Source organism: Curtobacterium sp. AB7, assembly GCF_044909335.1.
Classification (GTDB): Bacteria; Actinomycetota; Actinomycetes; order Actinomycetales; family Microbacteriaceae; genus Curtobacterium.
Genome location: NZ_JBIYED010000001.1, coordinates 203,559 through 223,065, shown reverse-complemented (window position 1 = coordinate 223,065; position 19,507 = coordinate 203,559). Strand labels below are relative to the sequence as shown.

The 19,507-nt window shown below is 69.0% G+C and carries 13 protein-coding genes; 10 read left to right on the top strand and 3 right to left on the bottom strand.

Features of this window, described 5'->3' with window-relative positions:
* Window positions 1–23: 23 nt before the first annotated feature.
* Together ABH929_RS01115 and ABH929_RS01110 are read right to left on the bottom strand one after the other, a co-directional pair.
* Window positions 24–689, bottom strand: coding sequence for a hypothetical protein (locus ABH929_RS01115; protein WP_404559808.1), 666 nt, complete (start codon window positions 687–689; stop codon window positions 24–26).
* A 115-nt stretch (window positions 690–804) separates the two neighbouring features.
* Window positions 805–1,647, bottom strand: a complete 843-nt coding sequence (locus ABH929_RS01110; RefSeq protein WP_404559807.1) for a spermidine synthase — start codon at window positions 1,645–1,647, stop codon at window positions 805–807.
* A gap of 142 nt (window positions 1,648–1,789) precedes the next feature.
* Here ABH929_RS01110 and ABH929_RS01105 point away from each other — a divergent pair, with 142 nt between their 5' ends.
* The 6 genes from ABH929_RS01105 (at window position 1,790) to rpoC (ending at window position 13,210) form a co-directional block, all read left to right on the top strand.
* Entirely contained in the window at window positions 1,790–2,377 is a 588-nt protein-coding gene (locus tag ABH929_RS01105; RefSeq protein WP_404559806.1) for a hypothetical protein, read from the top strand.
* Complete coding sequence (locus ABH929_RS01100; RefSeq protein WP_404559805.1) at window positions 2,374–3,708, top strand: sensor histidine kinase; 1,335 nt, start codon at window positions 2,374–2,376, stop codon at window positions 3,706–3,708. The genes ABH929_RS01105 and ABH929_RS01100 overlap by 4 nt, the downstream gene beginning before the upstream one ends.
* The gene (locus ABH929_RS01095) at window positions 3,705–4,355 is read left to right on the top strand and encodes a response regulator transcription factor (protein WP_263089366.1); all 651 of its coding nucleotides are present in this window, start codon (window positions 3,705–3,707) and stop codon (window positions 4,353–4,355) included. The genes ABH929_RS01100 and ABH929_RS01095 overlap by 4 nt, the downstream gene beginning before the upstream one ends.
* Before the next feature lie 356 nt (window positions 4,356–4,711).
* Entirely contained in the window at window positions 4,712–5,323 is a 612-nt protein-coding gene (locus tag ABH929_RS01090; protein ID WP_263089367.1) for a hypothetical protein, read from the top strand.
* Between the two features lie 471 nt (window positions 5,324–5,794).
* A complete protein-coding gene (rpoB, locus tag ABH929_RS01085) occupies window positions 5,795–9,283 on the top strand; it encodes a DNA-directed RNA polymerase subunit beta (protein WP_263055016.1) in 3,489 nt (1,162 codons plus the stop codon).
* A gap of 45 nt (window positions 9,284–9,328) precedes the next feature.
* Entirely contained in the window at window positions 9,329–13,210 is a 3,882-nt protein-coding gene (rpoC, locus tag ABH929_RS01080) for a DNA-directed RNA polymerase subunit beta' (RefSeq protein ID WP_205463341.1), read from the top strand.
* Between the two features lie 129 nt (window positions 13,211–13,339).
* On the opposite strand, the gene ABH929_RS01075 is transcribed toward rpoC, so the two are convergent.
* A complete protein-coding gene (locus tag ABH929_RS01075) occupies window positions 13,340–13,735 on the bottom strand; it encodes a VOC family protein (protein ID WP_111083488.1) in 396 nt (131 codons plus the stop codon).
* A 100-nt stretch (window positions 13,736–13,835) separates the two neighbouring features.
* Between ABH929_RS01075 and ABH929_RS01070 the strand changes: the two genes are divergently transcribed.
* The 4 genes from ABH929_RS01070 to ABH929_RS01055 all read left to right on the top strand — a co-directional run bounded on the left by ABH929_RS01070 (window position 13,836) and on the right by ABH929_RS01055 (window position 19,479).
* Window positions 13,836–14,864 (top strand): GNAT family N-acetyltransferase, encoded by a 1,029-nt coding sequence (locus ABH929_RS01070; RefSeq protein WP_263055017.1) that lies wholly within the window; start codon window positions 13,836–13,838, stop codon window positions 14,862–14,864.
* A 178-nt stretch (window positions 14,865–15,042) separates the two neighbouring features.
* On the top strand, window positions 15,043–16,710 hold the full coding sequence (locus ABH929_RS01065; protein WP_205463338.1) for a GspE/PulE family protein: 1,668 nt from the start codon (window positions 15,043–15,045) through the stop codon (window positions 16,708–16,710).
* A 19-nt stretch (window positions 16,711–16,729) separates the two neighbouring features.
* Window positions 16,730–18,256 carry a type IV pilus twitching motility protein PilT gene (locus ABH929_RS01060; RefSeq protein ID WP_276582678.1) on the top strand — a complete coding sequence of 509 codons (1,527 nt, stop codon included), beginning with the start codon at window positions 16,730–16,732 and terminating at the stop codon, window positions 18,254–18,256.
* Window positions 18,256–19,479 (top strand): type II secretion system F family protein, encoded by a 1,224-nt coding sequence (locus tag ABH929_RS01055; RefSeq protein ID WP_263055018.1) that lies wholly within the window; start codon window positions 18,256–18,258, stop codon window positions 19,477–19,479. The genes ABH929_RS01060 and ABH929_RS01055 overlap by 1 nt, the downstream gene beginning before the upstream one ends.
* Window positions 19,480–19,507: the final 28 nt, after the last annotated feature.

Sequence of the window (19,507 nt, the reverse complement as noted above, 5' to 3'; positions counted from 1 at the left end):
CCGTTCCGGACCGGTTCAGCGGGTCAGGACATCCCACTCGCCGCAACCGCAGCGACGCCGACCGCGACGACGAAGACGATGAGCGCGACGACGGCGAGGACGATCGCGAAGACGCCCCAACCGCGGCCACGCTTGGTGACGGCAGCGATGATGCCCTGCACGATCGCCCACAGGCCGAGCGCCGTGCCCAGGTAGAACATGAGGGACCCGGTGATGACGTTCGACGAGGTCATCAGCTCGGTGATCTGCGCATCGCTCGGCGTCGCCCCGCTGTTCTGCATCGATTCGCGGAAGGCGTCGGAAGCGCCGAACGACTGCCCGAACAGGTACCCGCCGATGGCTCCCACGACCAGGGCAGCGAGGCCGACCACGAACGCGATGACGCCGACGGTCTTCTTCTTGGCCTTCGGCTCCTCGTAGCTCTGCCACGCGGGGGAGCCCGAGCTCGCGGGCGCCGCAGCGTACGGCTGCTGGCCGTACCGCTGCTGGCCGTACTGGTTCTGCTGCTGCCCGTACTGGTCCTGCTGCTCGCCGTACTGCGGGGCGGACTGCCCGTACTGCGGCGTCGGGTCGCTCCGCTCGCCGTACCGCGGTGTGTCGGCGGCGGGCTGCTGCTGCGGGGCTCCGCCCCAGCTCGGCGCCTGGCCGTCGCCCGTCCGGTCCTGGTTGCTCCGGTCGTCGTTCGTCATCAGGGGATCCCATCGCTCGGTCGCGCACCTGCGCGGTCGTTCAGACCATCCTGACAGCCGCACCCGCCGAGTGCCCGGGAACGGCCCCCCGCGCCGCCCCGTCGTCGTCGCGGGGTCAGGCGCCGAACACGCTCCGGTTCGGCTCCGGTGACGCCACGGCCGTCGCGTCGGTGACGATCGGCGCCCCGGCGATGAACGCCCGCAACTCGGCCCCGTGGACCACCTTCGCCGGCATCGGGTCCGACGAGTACCGCCGCGGCATCTCGGCGATCGGCAGGTCGCTCGGCGAGCCGAGCAGCACGATGTTCCCGAACCGCCGCCCCTTGAGCATGCCGGTGTCCGCCACCGCTGCCACCGACGGCAGCACGGCCTGCAGCGTCGACGCCTGCCCCCGCGCGAACGCGAGGCCCGCGCCGTCGGCCACGTTCACGGCGACGATGCCGGTCGGTGACAGGAACGCGGCGACCTCGCGGTAGAACTCGATGCTCGTCACGTGCGCCGGGATCTGCGACCCGCCGAAGACGTCCACCACCGCCAGGTCCACCGTTCCGCGCAGCCCGGAGGGGAGCTTGCCGAGCACCTCGCGCGCGTCGCCGTACCGCACCCGGATCGACGCACCGCGGGGGAACGGCAGGACCTCGCGGACGTGGTCCACCAGGTCGCGCTCGAGCTCGATGACCTGTTGGCGCGAGCCCGGCCGGGTCACCGCGACGTACCGGGGGAGCGTCAGGGCGCCGGCGCCGAGGTGCAACGCCGTGACCGGGCCGGACGGCAGCAGGTCGATGGCGTGGCCGATCCGCCGGATGTACTCGAACGCCAGGTGGGTCGGGTCCTCGAGGTCGACGTGCGACTGCGGCGTGCCGTCCACCACGAGCGTGAAGGACCCGGGGCGGTGCCGGTCCGGCTCGACCACCGAGTACCCCGCACCGATCCGGAACCCGTCGAACGCATCAGCCATGCCGTCAATCGAACACCACCCGACCGGCACCGCGATCACCACCCGGGCCCCCACCCCTGGTTGGTGTGCCCGCGGACCCGCCGGAACGAGGCTGGATCCATCGGTCGGGGACGTCCCGCCGGGTCACCTCGAAAGGCACACCATGTCGGTCCAGCTCCTCGTCAACGTCCTGATCGGCGTCGCACTCGTCGGCTTCCTCGGGTACCGCCAGGCCACCTGGCAGTACCTCGACCCGGCGCGCATCTGGCGCACGCCCATGATCATGGCGATCGTCGGCGTGGTGGTCCTGGCGCAGTCGGGGGCGACGATCACCACGACCGACGTCGTGTTCCTCGGCATCGAGGCCCTGATCACGATCGGCGTGGGCCTGACGATGGGCACCATCACCCGGTTCCGTACCGCCGCCACCCCGGACAGCAAAGGTCGGACGATCCAGTCCCGCACGGGGTGGCTCGGGGCGTCGCTCTGGATCGTGCTCATCGCCGTGCGCGTCGGCCTCGACGTCCTCGGCGGCCACCTCGGTGCGCACCTGCTCACCTCGACCGGGGCGATCCTGCTCGTGCTCGCCCTGAACCGCGCCGCACGCGCCGTGGTCATCGACCAGCGCATCCCGCGCGGGCACGGCGGAGACCGAAGCGACCGCGGAGACCAGTGCGACCGCGGAGACCAGAGCGACCGCGGAGACCGGACCGCCAGCCGCCGCACCACCCGCGGCATGATGGTCCGGTGACCCTGCTGAGCGGACAGGACCCGACCGACCTCCCCGGGGGGCGGTCCCGTTCAGCAACCGCCTGGGGACTCAACGCCCTCGGCATCGTGATCGTCGGGTTCTGGTTCGTGAAGAACGGACTCGAGCTGCAGCTCCCCGCGTGGGTGTGGGTGCTCGGTGCGGTGGCGCTCGCCGCGTGGGCACTCCGTGAGTTCGGCCGGACGCCGCAGCTGCTCGTCGTCGCGGGCGCGGTGATGATCGTCGCCGGTTCCCTGACCGTGGTGGCGACCGACTCGCTCATGATCGTCCCCGTGATCGTCGGGCTCGTCCTGCTCGGCGCGAACCTCCGGGTGCCGGTCTGGGGCGCAGCGGTCGCCGCGGTGGGGGCGGTGGTGGTCATCGCCGTCTGCGCGAGGATCGAGCACGCCTCGGTCCAGTTCGTCCTCGGCACGAGCGGCGGGCTGCTGCTCGGCGTGCTCATCGGGTTCAGCCGCCGGCAGTTCCGGGTCGCGGCGCAGCGTACGCGGCAGGCCGAGCGGGAACAGCAGCGGGCACAGCTCCTCGCCGACCGGTCCCGGGCCTCGCGGGACATTCACGACGTCCTCGCGCACTCGTTGGGCGGTCTCGTCCTGCAACTCGACGCGGTCGAGGCCCTGCTCGAGGCCGGCCGGGTCGACGACGCGACGAAGCGCGCCGGCGAGGCCAGGACCCTGGCGGCGGACGGCCTTGCCGAGGCCCGCCGAGCCGTGCACGCGCTGCGCGACGACGCGGACGCCGAGCCCGACGCCACCCCGGACCGCGCCACCACCCCGGACCGCGCCACCGCCCCGGGCGCCTCCACCCCGGACCCGGCCACAGCACTGCAGCCGGCCACGCGGACGCGCGGCGCCGACCTGACGGACGCGGGCCGGGCCTCCCGGCCGTCCGACGACGACAAGCCGGGCCGCACCGACAGTGCCCGCACCGACCGCACCGATCTGACCGCCCTCGTCGACGCCCACCGCTCGTTCGGCGGCACCATCGTGGTGCAGGGCGACGCGACCCTGGCCGCACTCGACGAGGCGCACCGCGCCGCCGTCGTCCAGGTCGTCCGCGAGGCCCTCAGCAACGCCCGCAGGCACGCCCCCGGCCGACCCGTGTCGCTGTCCGTCATCCGCGACGGCGACGCCGTGGACGTCGTCGTGGCCAACCCGCTCACCGGCGGCGGCCAGGGCCTGCTCGGGATGCGCGAGCGCGTCGAGGAGCTCGGCAGCGGCGCGACGGTCGAGGCCGAGCGGTCCGACGACGAGTTCGTCGTCGCGCTGCACCTGCCGGTGGACGCCCTGGTCACCACCGAGGGGGACGCCTCGTGACCATCCGTGTCCTCGTCGTCGACGACCAGGCGATCGTCCGCGACGGCCTGGTGACGGTGCTGTCGCTCGTGCCGGACCTGCAGGTGACGGGTGAGGCCGCCGACGGCGCCGCGGCGATCGCGGCGGTGGACGGTGACGCCCCCGACGTCGTGCTGATGGACCTGCGCATGCCCGGTACCGACGGACCGACGGCGACCGCGCGCATCGTGGCCGACCACCCGCAGGTGGCGGTGCTCGTGCTGACGACCTACGCAGACGACGAGTCGATCGTGACCGCGCTCCGGGCGGGCGCCCGCGGCTACCTGACGAAGGACGCCGGACGGACCGAGATCGCGACGGCGATCCGGGCGGTCGCGTCGGGGCAGTCGACGTTCGACGCGACGGTGGGGGCGCGGCTGGTGGCGCAGCTCGCCGGCGGCGGGGCGACGGCGTCCGTGCCCGCTGTGCCGGCGCTGCGTGAGCGGTTCCCGGACCTCACCCCGCGCGAGGCGGACGTGCTCGAGCACATCGCGGCGGGCCGGACGAACCCGCAGATCGCGGCGGAGTTGTTCCTGACGGTGCCGACGGTGAAGTCGTACGTGAACCAGGTGTTCGCGAAGCTCGGGGTCGCCACACGCGCCGAGGCGGTCGCGCGCGTCCTGCGCTGACGCCACCGGGCGCGGCTCGCGCTGACGCGGCCGCGCGCGTCTCGCGCTGACCGGCCCCGCCCGGCACATGAATGCGTACACATGGACGGCCAGCGGACGCCAAGACTCATTCCGTACTGTTCATCCGGTCGTCACGCGGGACCGCGTCGATGCGTGCAGTGCCCCACACCTCGCGCGTCCGTCCTCCCGACGTGACCACGACGTGCCGTCGAGCGCCCCCACCGCGCGAGCGTGCGCGCCGTCGGCGCGCGTCCGCGTGCCCCTTCCGGTCACCCGCGCGCGCTGGCCGTGATCACATCGCATCCGTCATGTAAAATACGGGATGCAACACTCCGCCGAGCCGCAGGAGACCCGACATGACCGCCGACACGATGAGCGTGCCCACCGCACGCCTGGCCGCACCGACGGCACGCGCCACCGTGCGCACGACCGCGAGCCGGTCGATCCGGGTGCCCCGCGCCTCCCGTCCAGCCCACGCCGACCACGAGACGGCGCCCACCTGGATGCGTGTCGTCGGTGCGGTCCTGCTCCTCGGCGGGCTCGGCCTGACCGCCGCGGTGACCGCATGGCCCGGCGACGCGCCGGAGACCGCGCTCATCGTGCCGGCGCTGGTCGCCGTCGTGGCGGGCGTGCTCCTGTTGCTCGCGCGAGCCGGGTTCGCCGTCACCGACACGCACGTCACCCTGCACTTCCGGCCGCTGCCGCCACGGCGCATCGCGCGTCAGCGCATCACCGGCGTCCGACTCGTCGAGGCGGACGCCCGCACCTACGGCGGCGTCGGCCTGCGGATCGGTCGCGGCGTGCGCGCACTGATCCTCACCCCCGGACTCGGGATCGAGCTCACCGACGACCGCGGCCGCGTCACCTTCGTGCGCACCCGCCGGCCCGAAGACGCCTTGCGTGCGCTGGCGGGACGGCAGGTCCGGCCGGGAGGCTCGGGGCACGTCGAGCGCGAGCGCCTCGGCTGAGCGCACGGCCGGGTCCACTGCGCGGGCCGGGTGCGCAGGCCCGTTGCGGGCCGTCGCGGGCCGGGCGCCGGCCGTCGCGGGCCGGGCGCGGGCCGGGCGCGGGCCGGGAATTCTGCGGGCACGCGGCGGCTTATACACGCCACTGCCGAATCTGGTCAAGCCAGGACTGGACAGCACGACTCGGCGCGAACTATGATGGCAGTTCGCGCTCCCTGGCATCCGTGTCGTCATATTGCGGTCGACGCAGAGTTCTGAGTTGGACAAGCTCAACTCGCCCTGGTGCAGCCGGACCCGTATATGGCGGCGGGTCCCGCTCACGGAGATCATCCCACACGTGCACCGACGTTCCGCGTCAGGCACGCGTCGGCGTGGTCGCAGGGCATGAACTCGCGGGGATCGCCGAGCGATCATCTACTCACCTACATGCTGCTCGTCAGTATCGGCCCGACGGGGCCTACGGAGGTCACACCCTTGGCTGCTGCGCCCAACGCATCCACCAACCCCAAGAACGGTCGCAACCACTCGCGACTCTCGTTCGCCAAGATCACGGACACCCTCACGGTTCCTGATCTGCTCGCACTCCAGACGGAGAGCTTCGACTGGCTCGTCGGCAACGACGTCTGGAAGGCCCGTCTCGCAGAGGGACAGGAGCAGGGTCGCACCGACCTCGCCCTGCACTCCGGGTTGGAGGAGATCTTCGAGGAGATCTCCCCGATCGAGGACCTCGGCGAGACCATGCAGCTCTCGTTCACGGCGCCCGAGCTCGAGGACCCCAAGTACTCGATCGACGACTGCAAGGAGCGCGGCAAGACCTACGCCGCTCCGCTGTACGTCAACGCCGAGTTCATGAACCACATGACGGGTGAGATCAAGACGCAGACGGTCTTCATGGGCGACTTCCCGCTCATGACCGAACGCGGCACGTTCATCATCAACGGCACCGAGCGCGTCGTCGTGTCGCAGCTCGTCCGTTCGCCCGGCGTGTACTTCGAGCGCCAGCAGGAGAAGACGTCCGACAAGGACATCTACTCCGCTCGCGTCATCCCCTCGCGTGGTGCGTGGCTCGAGTTCGAGATCGACAAGCGCGACCAGGTGGGCGTGCGCATCGACCGCAAGCGCAAGCAGTCGGTCACGGTCTTCCTCAAGGCGCTGGGTCTGACCAGCGAGGAGATCATGGAGGAGTTCCAGGGCTTCGCCTCGATCGAGTCGACCCTCGAGAAGGACGCCATCCTCACGAAGGAAGAGGCGCTCAAGGACATCTACCGCAAGCTGCGCCCGGGCGAGCAGGTCGCTGCCGAGGCCGCGCGTGCGCTGCTCGACAACTTCTACTTCAACTCGAAGCGTTACGACCTGGCGAAGGTGGGCCGTTACAAGGTCAACCGCAAGCTCGGGATCGACGCCCCGCTGTCCGACTCGGTGCTGACCGTCAAGGACATCGTCGCGACGATCAAGTACCTCGTGTCCCTGCACGCCGAGAAGACCACGCTGAACGGCGTGCGTGACGGCGAGCCGGTGCAGCTGCGCCTCGACGTGGACGACATCGACCACTTCGGCAACCGTCGCATCCGCGCCGTCGGCGAGCTCATCCAGAACCAGGTCCGCACGGGTCTGTCCCGCATGGAGCGCGTCGTCCGCGAGCGCATGACCACGCAGGACATCGAGGCGATCACGCCCCAGACGCTCATCAACGTGCGCCCGGTCGTCGCCGCGATCAAGGAGTTCTTCGGAACGTCCCAGCTGTCGCAGTTCATGGACCAGAACAACCCGCTCGCGGGCCTGACGCACAAGCGTCGTCTCTCGGCCCTCGGCCCGGGTGGTCTGTCCCGTGAGCGTGCCGGCGTCGAGGTCCGTGACGTCCACCCGTCGCACTACGGCCGCATGTGCCCGATCGAGACCCCGGAAGGCCCGAACATCGGCCTGATCGGCTCGCTCGCGTCGTTCGGTCGGATCAACTCGTTCGGCTTCATCGAGACCCCGTACCGTCGCGTCGTGGGCGGCGAGGTCACGAAGACCATCGACTACCTGACCGCCTCGGAAGAGGACGAGTTCGTCGTCGCGCAGGCCAACGCCCCGCTGACCGACTCGTTCCACTTCGCCGACGACAAGGTCCTCGTCCGCAAGAAGGGTGGCGAGGTCGAACTCGTCGCCAAGGGCGAGGTCGACTACATGGACGTCTCGCCGCGCCAGATGGTGTCGGTCGCGACGTCGCTCATCCCGTTCCTCGAGCACGACGACGCGAACCGCGCCCTCATGGGTGCGAACATGCAGCGTCAGGCCGTCCCGCTGCTCCGTTCCGAGTCGCCGCTCGTCGGCACCGGCATGGAGGGCTACACCGCGATCGACGCCGGTGACGTCGTCACCGCCGACAAGGCCGGTGTCGTCTCCGAGGTCTCGGCCGACGCCGTGACCCTGCAGCTCGACGAGGGTGGCACGCAGACCTTCTACCTGCGCAAGTTCGACCGCTCCAACCAGGGCACGAGCTACAACCACCGCGTGGTCGTCTCGGCCGGCGAGCGTGTGGAGCAGGGCGAGGTCATCGCCGACGGTCCCGCGACGGAGAACGGCGAGCTCGCGCTCGGCAAGAACCTCCTCGTCGCGTTCATGCCGTGGGAGGGCTACAACTACGAGGACGCGATGATCCTGTCGCAGAACCTCATCAAGGACGACACGCTCTCCTCGATCCACATCGAGGAGTACGAGGTCGACGCCCGCGACACGAAGCTCGGCAAGGAGGAGATCACCCGTGACCTCCCCAACGTCAGCCCGGACCTGCTGGCCGACCTCGACGAGCGCGGCATCATCCGTATCGGTGCCGAGGTCCGCCCCGGCGACATCCTGGTCGGCAAGGTCACGCCGAAGGGCGAGACCGAGCTCTCCGCTGAAGAGCGCCTCCTCCGCGCCATCTTCAACGAGAAGTCGCGCGAAGTCCGCGACACCTCGCTGAAGGTGCCCCACGGTGAAGAGGGCACGATCATCGGCGTCAAGGTGTTCGACTCGCAGGACGGCGACGACGAACTCGGCTCTGGTGTCAACCAGCGCGTGGTCGTCTACATCGCCCAGAAGCGCAAGATCACCGCGGGTGACAAGCTCGCCGGTCGTCACGGCAACAAGGGCGTCATCTCGACCATCCTCCCGGTCGAGGACATGCCCTTCCTCGCCGACGGCACCCCGGTCGACATCGTCCTGAACCCGCTCGGCGTCCCCGGCCGCATGAACTTCGGCCAGGTCCTCGAGATCCACCTCGGTTGGCTCGCCAAGCAGGGCTGGAACGTCGAGGGCATCCAGGAGTGGGCATCGGCCCTCCCCGAGGCAGCGCACAGCGCCGCTCCGGGCACGAAGGTCGCCACCCCGGTGTTCGACGGTGCGTACGAGCGCGAGATCGAGGGCCTCCTCGACTCGACCCTCCCGAACCGCGACGGCGAGCGCCTGATCGGCTCGTCCGGCAAGGCGCAGCTCTTCGACGGACGCTCCGGCGAGCCGTTCCCCGAGCCCGTCTCGGTCGGCTACATGTACATCCTCAAGCTGCACCACCTGGTCGACGACAAGATCCACGCTCGTTCGACGGGGCCGTACTCGATGATCACGCAGCAGCCGCTGGGTGGTAAGGCGCAGTTCGGTGGCCAGCGATTCGGTGAGATGGAGGTGTGGGCGCTCGAGGCGTACGGCGCCGCCTACGCCCTCCAGGAGCTCCTGACGATCAAGTCCGACGACATCCTCGGCCGCGTGAAGGTCTACGAGGCGATCGTCAAGGGCGAGAACATCCAGGAACCCGGCATCCCCGAGTCCTTCAAGGTCCTCATGAAGGAGATGCAGTCGCTCTGCCTGAACGTCGAGGTCCTCTCGGCCGACGGCCAGGCGGTCAGCCTGCGCGACAACGATGACGAGGTCTTCCGCGCTGCGGAGGAGCTGGGCATCAACATCTCCTCGCGGTTCGAGTCGTCGTCCGTCGACGACATCTGATCCCGCCCGTACATCGAAGCCTGAATCAAGCAAGAGAGAAGAACATTGCTCGAAGCAACTTCCTTTGACGCCATTCGGATCGGCCTCGCGACCGCCGAGGACATCCGTCAGTGGTCGTACGGCGAGGTCAAGAAGCCGGAGACCATCAACTACCGCACCCTGAAGCCCGAGAAGGACGGTCTGTTCGGCGAGCAGATCTTCGGTCCTTCCCGTGACTGGGAGTGCGCATGCGGCAAGTACAAGCGTGTCCGGTTCAAGGGCATCGTCTGCGAGCGCTGCGGCGTCGAGGTCACCAAGTCCTCGGTCCGTCGTGAGCGCATGGGCCACATCGAGCTCGCTGCCCCCGTCACGCACATCTGGTACTTCAAGGGCGTCCCGTCGCGCCTCGGGTACCTCCTCGACATGGCGCCGAAGGACCTCGAGAAGGTCATCTACTTCGCGGCGTACATGATCATCGACATCGATGAAGAGGGCCGTCACGCGGACATGCCGGGCCTCGAGAACGAGATGCGTCTCGAGATCAAGACCCTCGAGGGCCAGCGCGACTCGATCATCGCCGACCGCCTCAAGAAGCTCGAGGACGACCTCGCAGCGCTTGAGGAAGAGGGTGCGAAGGCCGACGTCAAGCGCCGTACCAAGGACACCGCCGAGAAGGAGATGTCCCAGGTCCGCAAGTCGTTCGACGAGGACATCACCCGTCTCGAGCGTGTGTGGGAGGACTTCCGCAACCTCAAGGTGGGCGACCTCAAGCCCGAGGACGCCGTCTTCCACGAGCTCCAGGACCGGTTCGGGATCTACTTCGACGCCTACATGGGCGCCGAGGCGATCAAGCTCCGGCTCGAGGCGTTCGACCTGGCCGCCGAGGCCGAGGCGCTGCGTCTGCAGATCGCCGAGGGCAAGGGCCAGAAGAAGATCCGCGCGATCAAGCGTCTGCGCGTCGTCAGCTCCTTCCTCGCCACCGGCAACTCGCCGGCAGCGATGGTGCTCGGCGTCGTGCCGGTCATCCCGCCGGAACTGCGCCCGATGGTGCAGCTCGACGGTGGCCGTTTCGCCACGTCGGACCTCAACGACCTCTACCGTCGTGTGATCAACCGCAACAACCGTCTCCGCCGCCTGCTCGACCTCGGTGCCCCCGAGATCATCGTGAACAACGAGAAGCGCATGCTGCAGGAAGCCGTCGACGCGCTGTTCGACAACGGTCGTCGTGGACGTCCTGTCACGGGTACCGGCAACCGCGCCCTGAAGTCCCTGAGCGACATGCTCAAGGGCAAGCAGGGTCGTTTCCGCCAGAACCTGCTCGGCAAGCGCGTCGACTACTCGGGCCGTTCGGTCATCATCGTCGGCCCGCAGCTGAAGCTGCACCAGTGTGGTCTGCCCAAGCAGATGGCGCTCGAGCTCTTCAAGCCGTTCGTGATCAAGCGCCTGATCGACCTGTCGCACGCGCAGAACATCAAGTCGGCCAAGCGCATGGTCGAGCGTTCGCGTCCGCAGGTGTGGGACGTGCTCGAGGAGATCATCCGCGAGCGCCCCGTGCTGCTGAACCGTGCGCCGACGCTGCACCGTCTGGGCATCCAGGCGTTCGAGCCGCAGCTCGTCGAGGGCAAGGCCATCCAGCTCCACCCGCTCGTGTGTGCTGCGTTCAACGCGGACTTCGACGGTGACCAGATGGCCGTGCACCTGCCGCTGTCGGTGGAGGCCCAGGCCGAGGCCCGCATCCTGATGCTCGCCTCGAACAACATCCTGAAGCCGTCCGACGGCCGTCCGGTGACCCTGCCCGCACAGGACATGATCATCGGTCTGCACCACCTGACGACCGTCCGCGAGGGCGCAGTCGGTGAGGGCCGTGCGTTCTCCTCGGTCGCCGAGGCGATCCTGGCCAACGACCAGCACACGCTGCACCTCAACGCCATGGCGAAGATCCGCATGACGGGTGTCCACTTCGCCGAGGGTGAAGCTCCCGAGGGCTACGAGCAGGGCGACACCGTCCTCCTCGAGACGACCCTGGGCCGTGCGCTCTTCAACGAGACCCTCCCGGCGAACTACCCGTTCGTCCAGAAGGTCACCGACAAGGGCGTGCTGTCCGCGATCGTCAACGACCTCGCTGAGCGGTACTCCAAGACCGAGACGGCCGCTGCGCTGGACCGGATCAAGGACGCCGGCTTCTACTGGGGCACGCGCTCCGGTGTGACCGTCGCCCTGTCGGACGTCGTGACGCCTCCTCGCAAGAAGGAGATCATCGCGGGCTACGAGATCCAGGCCGCCAAGGTGCAGGGCGAGTTCGACAAGGGTCTGATCACCGACTCCGAGCGTCGCGCCGACCTGATCAAGATCTGGACCGAGGCCACCAACGAGATCGCGCAGGAGATGCGGGACAACTTCCCCGTCGACAACACGATCAACCGCATGGTGTCGTCGGGTGCTCGTGGTAACTGGCTGCAGGTCCGCAACATCGCGGGTATGCGTGGTCTGGTGAACAACCCGAAGGGCGAGATCATCGCCCGCCCGATCATCAACTCGTACCGCGAGGGCCTGACCGTGGCGGAGTACTTCATCGCCACCCACGGTGCTCGCAAGGGTCTTGCCGACACCGCGCTCCGTACCGCGGACTCCGGGTACCTCACCCGTCGTCTCGTGGACGTCTCGCAGGACGTCATCATCCGCGAGGACGACTGCGGTACGACCCGTGGCCTCGAGCTGCCGATCGCGACCGTGGACGCCGACGGCAAGCTGGTCCGCGACCCGCGCGTCGAGAACACCGTGTACTCGCGCACCCTGGCCACCGAGGCCGTGGACGCCAAGGGCACGGTCGTCGCCGAGGCTCGCGAGGACGTCGGTGACGTGCTCCTCGAGAAGCTGCTCGCAGCCGGTGTCGAGAGCATCAAGGTGCGCTCGGTCCTGACCTGCGAGTCGGCCGTCGGTGTCTGCGCGAAGTGCTACGGCCGTTCGCTCGCCACCGGCAACCTGGTCGACATCGGTGAGGCAGTCGGCATCATCGCCGCACAGTCCATCGGTGAGCCCGGTACCCAGCTGACGATGCGTACCTTCCACACGGGTGGTTCGGCCTCGGCCGACGACATCACCCAGGGTCTGCCGCGTGTCACGGAGCTCTTCGAGGCCCGTACGCCCAAGGGCGCGTCCCCGATCGCCGAGGCCCCCGGCCGCGTCGTCGTCGAGGACACGGACAAGGGCCGTCGGATCATCCTCACGCCGGACAACGGTGACGAGCCGTTCATCTACCCGGTGCTCAAGCGTGCGACGCTCCTCATCGAGGACAACCAGCACGTCGAGCTCGGCGAGCAGTTCATCGCCGGCACCGTCGACCCGAAGGAAGTCCTCCGGGTCAAGGGTGTCCGAGAGGTCCAGAAGCACCTGGTCAACGGTGTGCAGGACGTCTACGGCTCGCAGGGTGTGCCGATCCACGACAAGCACATCGAGGTCATCGTCCGTCAGATGCTCCGCAAGGTCACCGTCGTCGACCACGGCGACACCGACCTGCTGCCGGGTGAGCTCGTCGACCGGTCGCGCTACAACGCGCTGAACCGTGCGGCGCTGCAGGAGGGTCGCAAGACCGCCTCGGCTCGCCAGGAGGTCATGGGCATCACGAAGGCGTCCCTCGCGACCGAGTCGTGGCTGTCCGCCGCTTCCTTCCAGGAGACCACCCGCGTGCTCACGCAGGCGGCCATGGAGGGCAAGCAGGACCACCTCGTCGGCCTCAAGGAGAACGTCATCATCGGTAAGCTCATCCCCGCCGGGACGGGCCTCAGCCGGTACCGCGACGTGGACGTGAACGCGACGGAAGAAGCGAAGGCAGAGCGGTACCCCAACCGCATCTTCGCGGACGACTCGTCGTTCTCGGACGCCGACCTGAGCTTCGTCGACTTCGACAGCTTCTCGTCGGACGACTTCACGCCGGGCACGTACAACTGAGTCTGATGTGATCCCACGAAGGCCCCGTCTCCGCAAGGAGGCGGGGCCTTCGTCGTGTCGTCACCACGTGACGGACAGGAGGCACGGTGCCAGGCCGCCACGGGCCTCCCGGCCTGCGAGCGGTGGCGTCTAGAGCGCGCGGTCCGCGCCGTTGTCGCGTCCCGATCCGCGACCGGTCTCGTCGACGAGCGAGAACAGGCTGAGGACGTTGCCGTCGGGGTCGCGGACGTCGAACCAGTTCACGGCGCCGTCGACGCACTCGACCGGTCCGATGTCGATCCCGAGCGCGCCGATGCGAGCGTGCTGCGCCCCGACGTCGTCGACGCCGAACCGCACGCTCACCGGGTTCTCCTCGGCGGAGTCGTCCTCGTAGAGCTGGATCCAGATCCCGCCGACCTCGTACTCGGCGACACCGTCCTCGGGCTCGAGGTCCGGTTCGGTGCGCTCGAAGACGGCGCCGTACCAGAGGCAGGACGCCTCGATGTCGGTGACGGGCAGCCCCACGGTCACGCTCGTGATGTCCATGACTCATCATGGTCCCGGTCGGGCCTGCTCGTCGAGGGGTTTCCGTGACGCCCCAGCGCCGAGTGGAGCTGGCTGGATCGTGAGATGGCACTGTGGACGGATGGCGACCCTGCGCGAACGGATCACGGCCCCGGCACACCTCTCGTTCCCCACGGCGATCGGCGGGCTGACGTTCCGGGCCGCCGGGCAGGCCGACGTCGGGGCGATGCACGCCGTCGCGGTCGCGTCGGCGGCTGTCGACGACCCGCACGCCCGTCCCTCCACAGCTGACCTCGAACGGTCGTTGTCCACCGAGGGGCTGGACGTCACCAGGGACACCGTGGTGGGCGTCGATGCTGGAGGGCGTGTGCAGGCCTACGGCATCGTCATCGACGTCCCCTCCCGCGTCACCGCTGCGCGCGCCGTGCTCGACGGGGCGGTCCATCCCGACCTGCGCGGGCAGGGGATCGGACGGCAGGTACTCGCATGGCAGGTCGGCCGGGCCCGCCAGCGCCTGGCGACGCTCGACGTCGACCTGCCGGCGACGCTCGACGTCGGTGGGCGGCAGGGGTCCTCGGTGCTCCGGCTGGCGGCGCACCTCGACTTCGCGCCGGTGCGTACCTGGCTCGACATGCAGGTCGTGTTCGACGACCGCGGACCGGACGCCGGTGCCGTACCCGTCCTGGCGGACGGGCTCGTCCTGCGGCCCGTCACGGAAGACGACATCGAGCCGCTCCGGACGGCCAAGAACGACGCCTTCCGCGATCACTGGGGTTCCCAGCCGATGGTCGCGTCGGACTGGCGGGGGTTCCTCACCTCGGACAAGAGCCGGCTGGACCTGTCGCGGGTCGTCCTCGGTGCCGACGGCTCGGTCGTGGCGTTCACGATCGTCGAGGTGGAGCCCGACGGGTTCACTGCCCGGGGCCGTTCGTACGGGTACGTGCACTGGGTCGGCGTCGTGCGTGCCGCACGGGGGACGGGGCTCGCCCCGATCGTCCTCGATGCCACGCTGCAGGCGATCCGCGCCGACGGGTTGTCCGCTGCGGTGCTGCACGTCGACGCCGAGAACCCGAGCGGAGCCGGGCGCATCTACGAGCGACTCGGGTTCGTCGCCGGCGAGGTCCACGTCACCGCGTCGACGTCGCTCTGACCGTCACGTCGGGTGTCCCGGACCCCAGTTCTGGGTGCATCCGGACCCCCTCCGCCCCCTCTTTCTGGGACTGCGGCCGACGACTGCCGCAGAAGTAGCGTGGTCGAGCGCCACATCCCTGGTGGTGCGCAACCCGACCACGTCTCGCCGCGCGCGAGTCCAAGGAGGCACAGGACTCATGGCGACCCTGTCCGAGATCCTCATCCTGAACGGCGCCCTGCCGATCGAGCACCTCGACTCGATGACGGGCGACGAGGACCTGGACGAGCGCGCGATCCGCGGGCTGGTCGACCAGGGCGTCGTGAGCGAGGCGCAGTTCATCACCGCCCGCGCGGCGTCGAACAACTCCCGCACCGTCCCGTTGACCGACTACCCGGTCGACGGCACCGCGGTCTCGATCCTCCCCGCCGCGCTCTGCCGGCGGCACGGCGTCCTCGGCGTCGGGTTCGAGGGCGAGCTGCTCATCCTCGCGATGGTCAACCCCACCAACGTGCTCGCGATCGACGACGCCCGCGCTGCGTCCGGCCGACCGATCAAGCCGCTCCAGGTCGACGAGCGTGACCTGCTCACCGCGCTCGACCGCTACCTGCGTGCCGACGACGAGCTCAACGACCTGACCTCGTCGCTCGAAGAAGAAGCCTCGGTCAGCTCCTCGGCCCAGGTCGACCTGGCCGACGGTGCCCTCGACGACGTCCCGATCGTCCGCTTCGTGAACCTGCTCGTGTCGCAGGCGATCCAGGACCACGCCTCGGACATCCACATCGAGCCCGGTGAGCACGAGGTCCGGATCCGGTACCGCATCGACGGCGTGCTGCACGAGATGGCCCCGGCGCCGAAGAACATCCAGAACGGCGTCATCAGCCGTCTGAAGATCATGAGCGACATCGACATCGCCGAGCGTCGCAAGCCGCAGGACGGCCGCATGTCGGTCCGCCACGGTGGCCGCCAGATCGACCTCCGTGTGGCGACGCTGCCCACCGTGTGGGGCGAGAAGGTCGTCATGCGGATCCTCGACAACACGAACACGTCGCTGACCCTCAAGGACCTCAACCTCCTCGAGCAGAACTTCCAGGCGTACCAGCGCTCGTACTCGAAGCCGTACGGCATGATCCTGGTCACCGGGCCCACCGGCTCGGGCAAGTCCACGACGCTGTACACGACCCTGAACGCGGTCGCGAAGCCCGAGATCAACGTCATCACGGTCGAGGACCCGGTCGAGTACCGGATGGCCGGCATCAACCAGGTGCAGGTCAACCCGAAGGCGGGGCTGACCTTCGCGTCGGCGCTGCGCTCGATCCTGCGATCCGACCCCGACGTCGTGCTGCTCGGTGAGATCCGCGACCACGAGACCGCCCAGATCGCCATCGAGGCGTCCCTCACCGGGCACCTCGTGCTGTCCACCCTGCACACGAACGACGCCCCCTCGGCCGTGACCCGCCTGACCGAGATGGACATCGAGCCCTTCCTGGTCGGCTCCGCCCTGGACTCCGTCGTGGCCCAGCGTCTGGCGCGACGGCTGTGCGACCGCTGCAAGGCACCCGCCGTGTACGAGGCCGACCAGCTCCGCAGCCTCGGGTTCCTGCGACCCGGCGACGAGGTCCCGGCGTTCTTCGCCCCGATCGGCTGCGCGGTCTGCTCGAACACCGGGTACCGCGGCCGCCTCGCCCTGCACGAGGTCATGACCGTCACCGAGGAGATCGAACGCCTCGCCGTCTCGCGCGCCTCGAGCGCCGAGATCAGCCGTGTCGCCCAGGCGCAGGGGATGCTGACGCTCCGCCAGGACGGCTTCGAGAAGGTCAAGCTCGGTCTCACGAGCGTCGACGAGATCCTGCGCGTGGTCGCGTAGCCACGAGAGAGCGCAGCAGATGACCGACTCCGTGTACGACATCACGCACCCCGGCGACGAGCCCGTCGCCGGCTGGCACCCGGGCAACCCCGGCACCGAGGTGGGCTCCCGCCGTGCAGCACGTCTGGCTGCCGCCGCAGCGTCGGCCCCTCCGGAGCAGGTGTACGACCTCGGGGACGACACCGCCGGATGGCCGGCACCGTCCGGATCGCCCGTCGCCGTGCCCGTCGCGCAGCCGCTCGCCGCGCCGGCGACGCCGCCCGCCGGGGTGCCGTCGTCGATCGCGACCTACGGCTACGCCGAGGCGCCGACGCAGCAGCTGCCCGCGCCGCCTGCGGCCCCGGCACCGACCGCCACGATCGGCGGCGACATCGAGTTCTCGCGCCACGCGCGCGAGGTCGCCGACCCCGACCTCATCACCGCACTCGCCCAGGTCGTGTACCAGGGCGCGTCCGACCTGCACGTCACCGCCGACGCGCCGCCCACCGTCCGCGTCGACGGCTCGCTTCGTCCCGCAGTCCCCGGAGGCGCGTGGTCGCGCGGCAAGGTCATCGCCGCCCTCAAGACGATGCTGTCGGTCGAACAGGCCGGACAGTTCGACCAGGAACAGGAACTCGACTTCGCCTACTCGCTGTCGCCGGAGTACCGCTTCCGCGTGAACTTCTACCAGCAGCGCGGCAACTGGGGCGCGGCCTTCCGCATCATCCCCACCAAGATCAAGACGCTCAAGCAACTCGGCATCCCCGAGCACGTCGGCGACTTCGCCGGCCTGCCCCGCGGACTCGTCCTGGTCACCGGCCCGACCGGTTCCGGCAAGTCCACGACACTCGCCGCCCTCATCGACCTGGTGAACGAGAGCCGTGCCGACCACATCGTGACGGTCGAGGACCCGATCGAGTTCATGCACGAGCACAAGAAGGCGATCATCAACCAGCGCGAGGTCGGTGCCGACACGCACTCCTTCGCCGCCGCGCTGAAGCACGTGCTGCGCCAGGACCCCGACGTCATCCTGATCGGCGAGCTCCGCGACCTCGAGACCATCTCGGTCGCGCTCACCGCAGCCGAGACCGGTCACCTGGTGTTCGCCACCCTGCACACGCAGAGCGCCCCCGGCACGATCGACCGTGTCATCGACGTCTTCCCGCCACACCAGCAGGGCCAGATCCGCACGCAGCTCGCGGCGACCCTGCAGGGCGTCGTCTGCCAGACCCTGGTGGCGAAGGCCAACGGTGTCGGCCGGGTCGTCGCCACCGAGATCATGACGATCACCCCCGCCATCGGCAACCTGATCCGCGAGGGCAAGACCTACCAGATCACGTCCGCCATGCAGGCCGGTCGTGACCTGGGCATGCACACCATGGACCAGGACCTCGCCGAACTGGTCAACGTCGGCACGATCTCGCGCAAGGCCGCGATGGACAAGGTGCACGACGAAGAGGGCTTCGACCGGCTGGTGCAGCGCGTCGAGTCCCCGTCCGACTCCTCGGCAGCCGCGATCGCCGCCAGCGGGATCGACTTCGGCGACAAGTTCTCCGGAGGCTACTGATGTCCCTCGCATTCGACTACCGCGGGCGCGACGGTGCCGGCAAGCTCGTCAAGGGCCGTCTCGACGCCTCGTCCGAAGGAGCGGTCGTCCAGCGGCTCCGGGGCATGGGTGTCTCGCCGATCGCGATCACGGAGTCCAAGGCCGGCACGGGGCTGCAGACCGAGATCAAGATCCCGGGCTTCGACAAGGGCGTCGGTCTCAAGGACCTCGCGATCATGTCGCGCCAGGCCTCGACGATGCTCACCTCGGGACTCTCGCTGCTGCGCGCGCTGTCGATCCTCGCCGACCAGACCGAGAGCAAGAAACTCAAGGAGATCCTCGGCAAGGTCCGCGACGACGTCGAGCGCGGCGTCTCGTTCTCCGACGCGGTGGCGAAGTACCCGGTCGAGTTCCCGCCGATCATGATCAACATGATCCGTGCGGGAGAGACCGGCGGGTTCCTCGACGAGGCCATGGACTCCATCGCCACGAACTTCGAGAAGGAGCACAAGCTCCGCTCGACGATCAAGTCGGCGATGACCTACCCCGTGGTCGTGCTGTGCATGTCACTGGCCGCGGTCGTCATCATGCTCGTGTTCATCGTGCCGATCTTCCAGGGCATGTTCGAGTCGCTCGGCGGGCAGCTCCCGTTGCCGACCCTGATGCTCGTCTACCTGTCCCACGCGATGGTGTACGTCGGACCGTTCCTCGCGGTCGCCGTGGCCGTCGGCTGGTTCTGGTGGCGCGCGAACAAGAACACCGACCGTGTGCGTCGGGTGATCGATCCGCTCCGGATGCGCCTTCCGGTGTTCGGTCAACTCAACCGCAAGATCGTGATGGCCCGGTTCGCGCGCAACCTGTCGAACATGATCGGGGCCGGCGTGCCCATTCTCGAGGCATTGCAGATCGCCGGACAGGTGTCGAACAACTTCGTCGTCGAGCAGGCATTGGGGCGCGTTTCTGAAGCGGTTCGGAAGGGGGAATCAATCGCCGCCCCGCTCGAGCGGGAATCGGTCTTCCCGACGATGGTGACGCAGATGATCGCCGTCGGTGAGGACGCCGGTTCGATGGAATTGATGCTCGAGCGGATCGCGGTCTTCTACGACAACGAGGTCGAGGCATCGACAGAAGCGCTGACCTCGCTGATCGAACCGCTGCTCATCGGGTTCCTCGGGGTGGTGGTCGGAGGCATGATCGTCGCGCTCTACCTGCCGATCTTCGAGATATCGTCGCTCGTCAAGTAGCGAACCACCAACACGGGCCACCCTCCGA

Bases quoted from the DNA above. Each gene is read 5' to 3' on its own strand.
- ABH929_RS01115 (WP_404559808.1), bottom strand. From the start codon at position 689: ATGACGAACGACGACCGGAGCAACCAGGACCGGACGGGCGACGGCCAG.
- ABH929_RS01110 (WP_404559807.1), bottom strand. From the start codon at position 1,647: ATGGCTGATGCGTTCGACGGGTTCCGGATCGGTGCGGGGTACTCGGTG.
- ABH929_RS01105 (WP_404559806.1), top strand. From the start codon at position 1,790: ATGTCGGTCCAGCTCCTCGTCAACGTCCTGATCGGCGTCGCACTCGTC.
- ABH929_RS01090 (WP_263089367.1), top strand. From the start codon at position 4,712: ATGACCGCCGACACGATGAGCGTGCCCACCGCACGCCTGGCCGCACCG.
- ABH929_RS01075 (WP_111083488.1), bottom strand. From the start codon at position 13,735: ATGGACATCACGAGCGTGACCGTGGGGCTGCCCGTCACCGACATCGAG.
- ABH929_RS01070 (WP_263055017.1), top strand. From the start codon at position 13,836: ATGGCGACCCTGCGCGAACGGATCACGGCCCCGGCACACCTCTCGTTC.
- ABH929_RS01065 (WP_205463338.1), top strand. From the start codon at position 15,043: ATGGCGACCCTGTCCGAGATCCTCATCCTGAACGGCGCCCTGCCGATC.
- ABH929_RS01060 (WP_276582678.1), top strand. From the start codon at position 16,730: ATGACCGACTCCGTGTACGACATCACGCACCCCGGCGACGAGCCCGTC.
- ABH929_RS01055 (WP_263055018.1), top strand. From the start codon at position 18,256: ATGTCCCTCGCATTCGACTACCGCGGGCGCGACGGTGCCGGCAAGCTC.